The sequence below is a fragment of the Geosporobacter subterraneus DSM 17957 genome, assembly GCF_900142145.1.
Taxonomy (GTDB): Bacteria; Bacillota; Clostridia; order Peptostreptococcales; family Thermotaleaceae; genus Geosporobacter; species Geosporobacter subterraneus.
In genome coordinates this window covers 1-13,265 of sequence record NZ_FQZV01000079.1, presented here as the reverse complement: position 1 = coordinate 13,265, position 13,265 = coordinate 1, and the positions used below count along the sequence as shown (strand labels likewise).

The following is a 13,265-nucleotide window of genomic DNA, read 5'->3' as shown; positions in this document are numbered from 1 at the left end:
AAAGAGAGCTGATAGTCGACAGGAATATATACCAGGAGGGCGCAAAGACGACCCGGCAAAGGAGCATAGTCGACATCCACCTCACGGATAGGCAGGACGAAGGAATTTAGGCTACGAGCCAGCGAGACATGGGAGGGTATGCCACCTGAGATTATGTGGAGAAACAGAGCCGTCATAAACTGAAGAAAGGACGCAGTTTATTAAAGCTACCCATTTTTCGATAATCTTAGGCAATAAAGCATCATAATGCTAAATATCCGTGAAAAGTTCTCTTTTTAAAAAGTGAAATTCTAAGAATTAGTGAGAAATACAGAGAAATTTAAAGATAATAGAGGGAGGTATTTTACGTGCAAAAGGAAACCGCAGGAACTCTTTATTCAGCTGCAGATAAAATCTTCAGGCCATTAGACAAAAGAGAGGCAAGGAGGGTAATCGAAAAGAAATATAATATTGGTGACAAGTTTATATTGGCAGTAGGAGGAACAGAACCTAAAAAAAATATAGGTCGATTAATTCGGGCATATCATTTGATTTGCCACGAGCTTTCAGAGGAATTTAAATTGGTTATACTTACAAATACAGAAGATCATTATGAAATCTTTGAAAGACTGGCTCAAAAGCTTTCAATAGCGGATAAAATAATTTTTGCTAAATTTGTTTCAAAAAGAAATCTACCTTTTTTCTATAATGCCTGTGAATGTTTCATCTATCCTTCTTTGTATGATCACTTTGGTTTGCCGCTGCTGGAAGCTGCATCCTGCGGAACACCGATTATTGCATCAAAATTATCTGCTGTACCGGAGCCTTTAGAGAATTGCTTTGTTTATGTTGATCCTTATGATGTTATTAATATTGCTCAAAATCTCTACGATACAATGAGAAATAATAAACTGAGAGAGGAGCTTTCTATGAAGTCCTTGGAATGTAGTAGAAGATATTCTTGGGAGCAGTCTCCAAAGCAAATGCTAAAAGTACACAAAAAATTTTCATAAAAAAAACACATACCAAATAGTATGTGTTTTGAGGGGCTAATCAATAATTGTCAGAACCTCGTCAATGGGTTTTCGGGGTGGACTGGACAGTTCCTTCTCTTCCGGTACGCCCAAAGGGGTCATAGCTGCCAGAAAATATCCTTCTTTTTCAAATCCCAGATATTTGTGAATTTCATTAAAGGCATAGGAGGGACCAGTCATCCAGCAGGTACCATATCCTAATGCAGCTGCTGCCAGCATAAGATTTTGCAAGGCCGCAGAAATATTTTGCACTGCAGGGGCTACACGCAGCAGACTGTGGATTTCCTCAGAAGATGCATTTTTTGCTCTATAAGCATCTACTGCCATGTCTCTATAAGGACCGGCAAAAACAAAAACTAAAGAGGGTGCACCGCGGAAAACAGTATGGAAGCCTTTAAATTTTGAAATTTCTTTTTTAAGATTCTCATCATTGGTCCAACTGGCCAGGGCTTCATTGCGATCTTCAACGATTTTTACGATTTCTTGAATTTTTTCTTTGTTGTTTAGTACAACAAAGTGCCAGTTTTGTACATTCTTTCCTGAAGGGGCATAGGTAGCAGCTTTAATCATTTCTTGAAGATGTGTGGGGTCTACACTTTGATCTTTAAATTTACGCACACTGTGGCGTTGATAAATAAAGTCTAATTTCTGCATATTTTTCCTCCTTTGTGATATTCTACTGTATATACCACTTATTTCTTTCTTACTCATTAGTATAATCAAATATATGTATAAATAAAAGGCATATGAGTATAATCAAAATATTAAAACTATTTAGCGTTATTACAATTATATTACAAGTCAAAAAATAGGTTGTAAATTGTATCAGAAGGGAATATAATAAGCTATAAGTAAATTTTGGAAATTTTGAAAGGAGGTCGTGTTTATGAAAACAGCAGGTGTAATCACAATGAGAACCAGTAGATTTGGAATTTGTCCATCAACAAATAAATCATTTATTTATGCACGACCTGTGTCTGTGGAATAATTATGTTGTAAATACTTTTTTGTTTAAACATAAATCATCAGGGGCCATAGGTAGTGTATCGCTAACTATGGCTTTTTTATGCGCTATTTTAGTCTTGTTACTATATAATAGAAACAGTGTTCATATCTTTAAACTCAACGCATAAAAAATCGTATATATTTACGAAAAGCCATAGGTAGCCCGCCTATGGCTTCTGTTTTTTTTGAAAGGAGGATTTATTGGTGAAGGTGATTAGAACTAGGATTTAAAAAGAAACAAAATAATTGTATCAGGGGGAATGAGTTATGGTGAAATCAGGTATATTTACAACAAATTTAGAGGAAACGAATTTGAAAGAGATATTGATAGATAGGAGGAACAAAGTTATGTCATTATTAAATCTTCATTTGAACGTAAGCTACTTTAATATAAACATCCATATCCAAAAAGATGAGGAAAAGCATCAGGAAAAGATGAGAAAATTAGCAGAACATGAAATACGTATGAAAGAAGAACTAAACAGAAGATCTAATCAAGATTACCAGTATATGCTGTATAATATTATTCGGTAATTAAATAATAGATGGGTCTCCCATCTATTATTTTTGCTGAATACAGGATATAATGCTCATGAGAGACAATAAAGGAGAGAAGACCAATGAGAACAATTCGTATCATTTTAATGGGATTTGGCAATGTAGGACATGGATTGATCGATATCATCAGGGAGAAAAAAGGCATATTAGCGAAGCAGTATGGATTGGCCCTAAAGGTGATAGCCGTTATCGGCAGTCGGTATGCCATTGTTGAAGAGGATGGAATTGATCTGGAAAAATTAGGGGGTTGTGACAAACATTCGAAGGGAATACTTCAATATGCAGGCAATGTAAGTGAAATAAGCAGCAGTAAAAACCTCTTAGACCGCTTAGAAGGGGATGTGCTGGTGGAAGCAAGTCCTACAAACATTGAGACTGGCGAACCTGGTTTCTCTCATATTCACGATGCTTTATGCAAGGGTATGGACGTAGTTGTACTAAGCAAAGGAGCTTTGGTACAGTATAGTAAGGAGCTTTGGGACACGGCAAGGCTAAAGGGTGGCAGAATAAAAATCAGCGGCGCTACTGCCGCAGCACTGCCAACCATAGATATGGCACAATATAATCTTGCAGGTAACGATATTTATAAAATACAGGGTGTATTGAATGGCACTACCAACTATATCCTTACAAGAATGCACCGGGAAGGGATTTCTTTTACAGAGGCTTTGCAGGAAGCCAAGGAAAAAGATATAGCAGAAGCAAACCCTAAACTGGATATAGGAGGTTTTGATACTGCAGCAAAGTTGTTGATATTAGCCAATAACATTTTCGGAACATCACTCAGATTAAAGGATGTAGATATAGAGGGCATCGAAAATATTACGAAAGAAGATATTGCTGAAGCAATTAAGGCCAATAAAACAATTAAACTGGTGGGAGAGGCTGTCAAGGAAACCTATAATCTTCGTCTTCGGGTTGCGCCCCTTGCCTTAGAGAGCAATAATATATTGACAAGAGCAGACTATAAAGATAAAGCAGTTGTATTTTATACAGACCTGATGGGAAACATTTCGATCATTGGAGGGGGTTCAGACCCCAGAGCAGCCGCTGCTGCAGCCTTAAAGGACATTATTAACTTATATAAAATATAAAAAGGGTTAGACAGTGGTCTAACCCTTTTTCATGAAAAAAGAAGATTATTTGAAAAAGTTCATGAATGCAGTAATAATTCCTGCATTGGCAAAGTCGATGAAAAGACTGCCAACCAGTGGGAGAATAAAGAAGGCTCTTGGAGCAGCACCAAACTTACCCGATAGTACTTCCATGTTTGCAATGGCATTTGGAGTTGCACCCATACCAAAGCCACAATGGCCGCTTGCTAGAACAGCCGCTTCATAATCCCTACCCATTAGATTGAAGGTAATGAAGTATGCAAATAATCCCATAAGTATAGTTTGCGCAATCAACATAATGAGCATCGGAACAGCCAAGTCAGCAAGTTCCCAGAGTCTTAAGCCCATCAGTGCCATGGATAGGAATATGGATAAAGCGATATTGCCTATAATATCAATTGCCTCTGTTTGCACTTCAAAGGCACCGGTACTGTCAGATAGATTTCTCATGATGGCAGCTGCAAACATAGCACCAATATAAGGGGGAAAAGTCATACCTGTTTTCTGAAGTAAAGACGAAAGAATGGTTCCAATACCCATTGCCAGTATGATCTGGGAAGTGGCAACGGCAAGATGATTTGGTGCAAGCGTTCTAGAAGCTTTGGCACTCTCATCCCCTTCAGTAATACCCATATGCCCTGAGGCGTTATCTAATTTTTGTGTTAAGCGGTTTTTCTCGATCAATCTCTTTCCGATAGGGCCGCCAATCATACTACCCATGATTAAACCAAAGGTTGCTGAAGCCATAGCTACGGTTGTGGCACCAAAAGCACCGGCATTTTCAAACAGTGGTGCAAAGGCTCCTGAAGTTCCGTGCCCTCCCGTCATAGGAACAGAGCCAGTAGATAAGCCAATTAAGGGATCTAAGTGGAAAACCTTTGCAAGGCTCACACCAACAATATTCTGAAGGGTAACTAAAACGATTGCTAAAGCTAAGAAGACGAAAACCTGTAATCCCCCTTTTTTAAGAAGCTTTAGACTGGCAGTGAAACCAATAGTGGTAAAAAAGGCAGTCATGAGTACTCTTTGAAGAGTAGTATCCATTTCAAAGGTTAAAATGCCTCTTTGCCTTAGCACCAGAGTAAGAATAGCAAAAACCAAACCGCCAATAACTGGTGCAGGAATACAGAATTTTTCAAGCAAAGATATTCTTTTTCTAAGAGTTTGACCTAAAAACAGAACCACTACGGCAACGGAAATGGTCTGTATCATATCAAGCTGTATAATCATTGCAACATACCTCCTCTAAATATTAATCATATATCAGCTTCTAAAAAGATTATATGGACATGCTACAGGAGGTAACAATAAACTACAGGATGCTACAAAAAGATTTGCTAAATTCAATATTTTCAATAATGATGACGGTGTGCCGTCAATTGTCTAAAAATTGATTTGAGAAATCACTCCTTCAACAAATCTTTTTATATTTATCTTACCCCGTTCTTCAGCAGGATTTTCAATAAATTTCATTTCCTGTTTTACTTGTTTTAGCTCAAATAACCTTGAACTGTATTCTGTAAACTTGGGATTATAGTAATCATCCAAGCCTAATTGTGCAATGTTCTCTATGGCTTTTAAGATTGTTCGGCGAATTCTTTGCTCTATGGTACGGGCGCTGGCTTTTGTACCCTTGTTTCCATTTTCCTCTTCGGCAATTTCTTGGTAAATATCCTGAAGCTGATAGGAAAGTAAAGGATTCTTTTTTTTGTAAAGGATAATTTTACGAATAACAGCAATGAGGTCCTTGCTGCCTGCTTCAGAAATAATACCGATATCAGTCAAAATGCTGCGGATATTATCCTCTACGGTAGATGTGCCGGATTGAGCGCTGTTAGCGTCAAATCCAGAGAGAACATTTCTTATCATATTAACGGATCTTTCCAATTCAATATTCTGGCTAACCATTTTGATGACGTGGAGGGCTTCTAATCTATTGATAGGCTTGTGGATAAAAAATAAAATTCCTTTTTCATATGCATTAGAAATCATCTCCTCATTTTCTACTTGAGAGATCATGATAAATTTGCCTGAATAACCTTGTGCGATCGTCTGTTCGATAATGTCGATACCATCCTTAAAGGGCAGCAGAAGATCGATGAGTACAATGTCAGGTTTATAAAAGATAATTTCCTCAACTGCATGTTCGCCGCTGCTCAATTCAGCGACGACTCTGCCCAGATTGTTTTTTAGAATCAGTTGTTTCAGCATTTTTCTAATATTAATATCATCATCAAGTATTAAAAAAGTATTTGACATCATAGATCACCCTAACAATATTTTTTTTGAAATTTTCAGTGTAAAGAGCGTTCCTTTATGAGGTACAGATTCAAAATCAATAGTACCTTCCAGTTCGTCCATAATATTTTTAACATGAGAAAGCCCTATTCCTGTGGAAGATTTTCCGGTTAGCTCATTGTATTTTGTAGTAAATCCGGGGTTAAAAATATAGGGAGCGATATCCTCTTCAACCCCGGTACCATTATCTTTTACATAAAAATATATGAATTCAGCATCACTTTTTTGACGCAGGTGTACTTCACCTTCGCCATCACAGGCCTCTATAGCATTGATGATTAAATTATTCAGTACGGTAAAAAGATGATAGTATTTTTTAAGCAGAAAATCATCCTCATATTCAAAACAAAGATGGATATTTTTTCTGTTTTCTTTAAGGTATCGGGTGGTATTATCCTTAATGATGGTCCACATGTCAGAAAGATTCATGGCATCACCCTCTTCAATGGTACTGATAAAGCTTTCAAAGCCTCCGAGAACCCGTAAATAATCTTTTTTTATCTCATGAACTTCCCGTGCAATGTCCAAGGTAGCTTCCCTTAAATGCTCTGCCTGCTTATATTTTTGATAGAGGCCATGACTTTTACTCATTATTCTCTCGATATCTATTGCAGACTTTCTGAGATAAAACATTTCGGCTTGTATGTTAGAAATTAAGGCATTTAACTGCGTATACCTTTTCTGATGTTCCTGTGTTTGTATAAATAATTCTTGCTTTTTATAAAGAAGATACAATGCATAGGAAAAAGTACTTCTTATAAAACCAGCTAGAAAAATAATCTTTATGGTTGTAGAGGTTATTTCCTGCTGTCTAATAAGTGCTTCTAAGATATTGCTAAAAGCATCTATGACCGTAAGAAGAAAAATAACTTGAGGCAGATTATCTCTACGCTTTCGATAACCCATACCCCAAATCAACAATCCATAGGTGATATAATAGAAAAGTGCAGGAAGATTCGATTGAATAATCCTCTCAATGCCCAGGGCGGAAAACATTAAGGCCGTTGTGCATCTCAATATAAAGACTGAGATGCCTGCATACAGAGCCATGTAGAATTCCTGTACATCATCAACCACAAGGATAATAAGGTTCAGTGCAATAACACCAGCGGAAAACCGAAGGGAACTTGCAAAGGGATAAAAATAAAATTCACCGAAGAGTGCTACGGATAACATAAAAATAATATATTTTTTGAATTTTTTCATAAGCGGCTCCTAGAATTATTTATCATCAAAGGTCAAGCACGGTATATAACCGTGTGATGGCTATAATGTCTGTGAGGGAATTTCAAACACTTATTATTTTAACCTAAAAATAAAAATATGCAAAAGAATATTTGGAATTTTAACAGTCGGCGTACTTAAACAAGTACAAACACGAATAATAATTGAAAACATACTATAACTATAAGTGGTATATTCATAGAATAAGACAATTGAGAAGGGGGATCTTCATTATGGATAAAAAAGGAAAAATCAAAAGAGTTTTCCCAGGCGGAAATACGGCAAAGGGTTTTTTTTCATATTACGACAATATTATTGGAAAAGAGGCCAATCGACTATTTATTATTAAAGGGGGTCCGGGCGTAGGCAAATCATCTTTTATGAAAAAGATCGGATATGAGATGACCGAGAAAGGCTATGATGTAGAATTCCATCAGTGCTCCTCAGACAATGGATCATTAGACGGCGTTGTGATTCCTGCCCTTAAGGTTGCTATTATAGATGGTACTGCACCCCATGAAGGGTTATCTTAAACACAAAGCAGAAGATATATAAACATTCTTTTCGGATATTGATTATGTAAATATATGGATGTATACTAATAGTACAGAGAATACTGTAAAAATTTATCAAAAACAGGCGAAAACATTTAAATAATTGGGGACTGAAGGGTGTGGACGTATGGGTATAAGGTATATAAAGATATTTATAAAGAGAACGCTTTCCATTATATGGATTGGCATTTTAGTCTTTAGCTTTTCCCTGCTGTTATTCCACCCTCATAGGGTACAAGCCCAAGATAGACCAAAGAATGTGCTACTCATCAATTCATATCATAAAGGGTTTACATGGACCGATGATATTACCGATGCAATCACAAAAACCTTTAAGGACGGCTCCCTAAAAATAGATTTGTCTGTAGAGTATATGGACTGGAAAAATTTTCCTAAAATTCAGAATCTAAACTTATTTGATCAGACAATCAGTTATAAATATAAAAATAAAGTTATTGACCTGATCATTACCAGTGATGATGCTGCCCTAAATTACGTGCTAGCAAATAGGGACAAGCTCTTTAAAAATGTACCTATTGTTTTCTCCGGAATTTATACAGACACGGCAAAAGGATATATGGAACAGAATAAAAATATAACAGGGGTTGCAGAGAAAATAAATCCCAAAGGAACGATTGCAGTAGCTTTAAATGTTAATCCAAATCTTCAAAAGATCTATGTTTTCCATGATAATACGGAAAGCGGGATTCAAGCCTTTCACGATGTCATCAAAGGTGTCCGTGAATTAGATCGGGATTTAGATGTTATTTCTTTAAGCAGTATGAGTCATAGTGATATAATATCAGGAGGATTAAAGCTGTCCCAGGACAGCATCATTCTAATGACTACCTTTGTGAGGGATATCGAAGGAAGGACCATGGAAATGGAGGAATGGGTAAATCTCCTAAGCAAGAATACTTCGGTTCCTGTGTATGATCTATATGAAATGGGCATAGGACACGGCAGCGTAGGTGGAAGTGTTGTCAGTGGGACATTGGAGGGAGAGGAAGCAGCAAACATAGCTATAAGAATATTAGCGGGTGAAGACATCTCACATATTCCCCTGCGGGAAAGAGAAATAACTATGCTGAAATTTGATTATAATCAACTTTATGCCTTTAGCATTCCCGTTAGTAAACTTCCGAAGGACAGCATTATTATCAACAAGCCCTTTTCATTTTATGAAGTATATAAAAGACTTGTTTGGACAGTCCTCATCATATTTTTATTGATGGCAGTTTTTATAGTCATATTGTATACAAATATCAGGCAAAGAAAGAAAGCGGAAAAAGATCTATTATACAGTCATGAAGAGTTGAGCAGTCTATATGAGGAATTAGCAGCCTCAGAGGAAGAATTAAGAGTGCAAAATCAGCTCTTAGAGGAAAACAGAAATGAAATCCAGCAAAGTGAAGAGCGATACAAGCTTGTTTTTGAAGCTAGCAATGAGGGGCTATGGGAACTGGATACGACTACAAATGAAATGTTTTTTTCAGAACGATGGTATGATATCTTTGACAGTATCAGCAGAGACAAAAAGATAAGCCATTTTGACAGCTGGCTTGCATTAATTCATCCTGAAGACCGGGATAGAGCCTCCAGTGCACTAGCGTCTTTAAAGACTGGTAAAAGTAAAAAATATGAATGTGAATATAGGGTTCAAAACAAAAACGGTGAGTATCAATGGGTGTTCTCTAAGGGAATTGCCTTAAGGGATGAAAATAATAACATCAAGAGAATGGCAGGTTCCCATACCAATATCCATGAAAGGAAATTACAGCAGGAGAAAATTAAGCAGCTGGCTTACTATGATCCGTTAACTGGACTGCCGAACCGCACATTTTTAAGTTACAAACTCCATTCAATTCTTAGAATCGCTAAGGAAAATGGAGAAAAGGGTGCAGTTATTTTCATTGATATTGACAATTTCAAGATGATTAATGATGCTTTTGGACACACCTTTGGAGATATGCTCCTGAAGCATATCGGGGAAAGATTAAAAGAAAAAGTAAGACAGGATGTACATATTGGGAGACTGGGGGGGGATGAATTTCTGATTCTCTTTGAAGCCGCAAAGCAGGATGAGATGATTGAGGGATTGGCAAAAGAAATCATTGAATGTTTTGCGGAAGACTTTATAGTAGAGGAGAAGAAATTGCACATTACAACAAGTATTGGGATTGCAAAATATCCTGGAGATGGAGATACCCCCGATGATCTTTTAAAGAATGCGGATACTGCAATGTATCGTGCAAAGTACGAAGGAAAAAACAGGTACCGGTTTTTTGAAAAGTCCATGAATGAGGATCTTGCCCAAAAAATGCTTCTGCAAAACAGCCTAAGAAATGCTTTAGAACGAAATGAATTTGTATTATATTATCAACCAGAGGTAGATACTTTCAGTAAAAGCATATATGGGTTTGAAGCACTGATCCGATGGATAAGCCCTGAGCATGGTTTTGTTTCTCCACTAAAGTTTATCCACATATTAGAAGAAACTGGAATGATTGTTGAAGTGGGTAAATGGGTTTTTAAAAATGCTTGTGAATTTGCAAGGAAAATTAATATTGACGAGGCTAACCGAATTATAGTATCGATTAACGTATCTCCCATACAGCTGATGCATAATGATTTTGTTGAAGATGTTAAAGATATTATTGCATCAACAGAGATATCCCCAGAACTAATAGGATTCGAAATAACAGAAACCGCTCTAATGGAATCCTTTGCAGAGAACATTGACAAGCTGTATAAGCTGAGAGCATTAGGTGTGATGATCATATTGGATGACTTTGGAACAGGATATTCCTCTTTAAATTATCTGAGGAAAATGCCTATAGATATCTTAAAAATCGATAAATCCTTTGTAGATGATTTGAACAGCGAAGAAGGAAAGCCGCTGGCAGAGTCGATTGTAGCCCTTGCCCATTCTATAGGACTTAAGGTGGTTGCAGAAGGGGTGGAAACAGAAGACCAATTTAATATCCTACAAAAATATAAGTGTGACCTTATACAAGGTTATTTAATAAGTAAACCGGTGCCCCAAGAAGAAACTCTAAAGCTTTTTTAGAAAAGTCCCTAAGGGGTTGAGCCAGCTCCCATTATCCATGGAAGCTGGCTTTCTTAAATGGATGAGAGTCAGCTTTGTTCTTTTAGGGAATAGGACAAATCTAACCAGTCATAAAAATGATAAGGGGGATTGATTTGTCCACAAAAATTATAATTGCAGAGATATTTCAATTTGAGGAAGAAGAAAGGATTACTAGATTAGAGGATTTGATTGTTAGAATGATCTTAGAGGGTGAGGATTTAAAAGATAGATTCCAACCGGAGGAGCAGGAATCTGATGATCTAATCAAAAATCATAAAGGGGATATGCTTCATGGATAGAGTTGCAATCTACTGCAGGCTCAGTGATGAAGACAGAGACAAGTTTAGCGAATTTGATGAAAGTGAGAGTATCCAGAATCAGAAGAGCCTACTGACTAAATATGCAATGGAACAAGGATGGAACATTTATAATATTTATAGTGATGACGATTATTCAGGGCTGGATGATAAACGTCCGGCATTCAATCAAATGATACAAGACGCAGAAAAAGGAAAATTTAATATTGTTTTGTGCAAGCATCAGTCTAGGTTTACAAGAGATGTAGAAGTAGTAGAAAGGTATTTACATCGAAAATTTCCAGAATGGGGCATTCGATTTGTTAGTATTACGGATCATGTGGATACCAAGGATAAAAGTAACAAAAAAGCCCGTCAGATAAATAGCTTGGTAAATGAATGGTATTGTGAGGATATCAGTGAGGCTGTAAGGGCAACCTTCAGGGTCAAGCGGGAGGATGGAAGATTTATCGGTTCTTTTGCACCTTATGGATATATGAAGCATGAAATGGACAAGAATAGGCTGGTAATCGATCCGGAAGCAGCCACAATCGTCAGAATGATTTTTAAATGGTACATGGAAGGTTATGGTACACAGCAGATTGCTTCCATGCTCAACGAGAGAAACATTTTAAATCCTACGCGATATAAACAGGATAAGGGATTAAAGTATAAGAATCCTTTCATGACCGATATGCACGGATTGTGGAACAAAACTACAATTCGACGGATACTTCGAGATGCTACCTATATAGGACATGTAATTCAAGGAAAGCGTGAGAAGGTAAATTATAAATCTGAAGTGATCTTGAATAAGCCTAGAGACGAGTGGGTCATTGTAGAAGATGTTCATGAACCTATCCTGGATCATAGTATTTTTTACGCAGCGCAGAAGCGGCTCAATAACAATATAAGAAGTACAGGAGATGGAAGAGCACACATTTTCGCAGGGAAGGTCAAGTGCTTAGACTGCAAAAGCACCATGAATAAGGTAAGAAGCGGCAGGGGACATACTTATTTACGCTGTAAGCTCTATGGGATAGCATCGCAGAACAGGATATGTACCAGTCACAGCATTTTGTTGGATCAGCTGGAGGCGATGATTGCAGAAAAAATAAAGGAGCATTTTTCCAGATTGTCTTTCGATAGATTGGTAAGCCGACTGAAACAAGAGACTTTACTGGAGAAACAGGCCAAAAGATCCGCAAAATTGCATACTGGTATTAAAAAACAAATCAGCGAAATCGATTTAATTATAAAGAGCATATACGCTGATAAAGTCAAACATAAACTTGCAGAAGACCAATTTAATGATCTCATTCATAAATTCTTAGAGGAGCAGAAGGGGTTAGTAGAGCACAAAGAGAATATAGAAAAGGAAATAGAAAATTGCAAAAAAAGATTGGAAAATACAGAGTATTGGGCAGGGATAATCGAAAAATACAAGAATCCAGAGAGATTAAACCATGCAATGGTGAATGGGTTGATTGATTATATTGAAATAGGCGAAAAGGACGACAATAAGGAGAGGAAAATCATTATTCATTGGCTTTTTTAAGGCTTTAAATCCTAATCTTAGGCCATAAATATTCCATGGGAATAGGATTTGAATGATTTTAGCGAGGGTCGGGCAAATGAAGAGAAGAATCACTACAGTAGTTCTGGTTTTAATGCTCTTTTTATCAGGGTGCTCCAGCATTACGGATTTTATTAAACAGAAACCGGAGCAAAAAGAAAGGGAAAATCAGGCAACTATTGAACCTGTAAAGGATCTGAAGACAGCAGAGCTAAATTCCATTCTCTATTGTCCTTTTGGGATAAAAATATAAGACCAGCTAATAAAAGTCAATAGGTTAGTTTAATTTTTTTAAAAAAAGTAGTTTTTCTAAAAAGTGTACAGCAAAGCTAACCATTGGTAAAAGCCGAACAATGGCTTCTCTAAAGAGTTGAGTTTTATCTACCTAAGCAGCGATGCTTCGATGTGAGTTTTTGTCTTTTCTCCATGCTTGATGATCTTCAGGGCTCCTAAATACAAATGGCTTTTCATCACAGAGAACCGTGAAGATATAATGGAGAAGCTTGTGCATAACGGCTACAAGAGCCACTTTTTT

Annotated in this window: 12 protein-coding genes; 8 read left to right on the top strand and 4 right to left on the bottom strand. The window is 37.0% G+C overall.

Annotation, left to right across the window (positions count from 1 at the left end; translation table 11 throughout):
* The first annotated feature begins 347 nt into the window (after window positions 1-347).
* The gene (locus tag BUB56_RS18320; RefSeq protein WP_110942701.1) at window positions 348-992 is read left to right on the top strand and encodes a glycosyltransferase family 4 protein; all 645 of its coding nucleotides are present in this window, start codon (window positions 348-350) and stop codon (window positions 990-992) included.
* Between the two features lie 36 nt (window positions 993-1,028).
* On the opposite strand, the gene BUB56_RS18315 is transcribed toward BUB56_RS18320, so the two are convergent.
* Complete coding sequence (locus BUB56_RS18315; RefSeq protein WP_110942700.1) at window positions 1,029-1,667, bottom strand: nitroreductase family protein; 639 nt, start codon at window positions 1,665-1,667, stop codon at window positions 1,029-1,031.
* A 618-nt stretch (window positions 1,668-2,285) separates the two neighbouring features.
* On the opposite strand from BUB56_RS18315, the gene BUB56_RS18310 reads away from it, so the two are divergent.
* Window positions 2,286-2,552, top strand: coding sequence for a hypothetical protein (locus tag BUB56_RS18310; RefSeq protein ID WP_110942699.1), 267 nt, complete (start codon window positions 2,286-2,288; stop codon window positions 2,550-2,552).
* Between the two features lie 86 nt (window positions 2,553-2,638).
* Window positions 2,639-3,670: a homoserine dehydrogenase gene (locus tag BUB56_RS18305; RefSeq protein WP_110942698.1), complete on the top strand. Its 1,032-nt coding sequence runs from the start codon at window positions 2,639-2,641 to the stop codon at window positions 3,668-3,670.
* A gap of 45 nt (window positions 3,671-3,715) precedes the next feature.
* Here BUB56_RS18305 and gltS read toward each other — a convergent pair whose 3' ends face one another.
* The 3 genes from gltS to BUB56_RS18290 form a co-directional block, all read right to left on the bottom strand.
* Window positions 3,716-4,921, bottom strand: a complete 1,206-nt coding sequence (gltS, locus tag BUB56_RS18300; RefSeq protein WP_110942697.1) for a sodium/glutamate symporter — start codon at window positions 4,919-4,921, stop codon at window positions 3,716-3,718.
* Between the two features lie 153 nt (window positions 4,922-5,074).
* Entirely contained in the window at window positions 5,075-5,950 is an 876-nt protein-coding gene (locus tag BUB56_RS18295) for a response regulator (protein ID WP_110942696.1), read from the bottom strand.
* Between the two features lie 6 nt (window positions 5,951-5,956).
* The gene (locus BUB56_RS18290) at window positions 5,957-7,195 is read right to left on the bottom strand and encodes a sensor histidine kinase (protein ID WP_110942695.1); all 1,239 of its coding nucleotides are present in this window, start codon (window positions 7,193-7,195) and stop codon (window positions 5,957-5,959) included.
* Between the two features lie 251 nt (window positions 7,196-7,446).
* Between BUB56_RS18290 and BUB56_RS18285 the strand changes: the two genes are divergently transcribed.
* The 5 genes from BUB56_RS18285 (at window position 7,447) to BUB56_RS18265 (ending at window position 12,983) form a co-directional block, all read left to right on the top strand.
* The gene (locus BUB56_RS18285) at window positions 7,447-7,746 is read left to right on the top strand and encodes an ATPase (protein WP_110942694.1); all 300 of its coding nucleotides are present in this window, start codon (window positions 7,447-7,449) and stop codon (window positions 7,744-7,746) included.
* 148 nt (window positions 7,747-7,894) lie between these two features.
* Window positions 7,895-10,837: an ABC transporter substrate binding protein gene (locus BUB56_RS18280; protein ID WP_110942693.1), complete on the top strand. Its 2,943-nt coding sequence runs from the start codon at window positions 7,895-7,897 to the stop codon at window positions 10,835-10,837.
* Between the two features lie 134 nt (window positions 10,838-10,971).
* The gene (locus tag BUB56_RS18275; RefSeq protein ID WP_110942692.1) at window positions 10,972-11,157 is read left to right on the top strand and encodes a hypothetical protein; all 186 of its coding nucleotides are present in this window, start codon (window positions 10,972-10,974) and stop codon (window positions 11,155-11,157) included.
* On the top strand, window positions 11,150-12,712 hold the full coding sequence (locus tag BUB56_RS18270; RefSeq protein WP_110942691.1) for a recombinase family protein: 1,563 nt from the start codon (window positions 11,150-11,152) through the stop codon (window positions 12,710-12,712). Before BUB56_RS18275 ends, BUB56_RS18270 begins: the two co-directional genes overlap by 8 nt.
* 76 nt (window positions 12,713-12,788) lie before the next feature.
* Window positions 12,789-12,983 (top strand): hypothetical protein, encoded by a 195-nt coding sequence (locus BUB56_RS18265; RefSeq protein ID WP_110942690.1) that lies wholly within the window; start codon window positions 12,789-12,791, stop codon window positions 12,981-12,983.
* The last annotated feature ends 282 nt before the right edge of the window (window positions 12,984-13,265 follow it).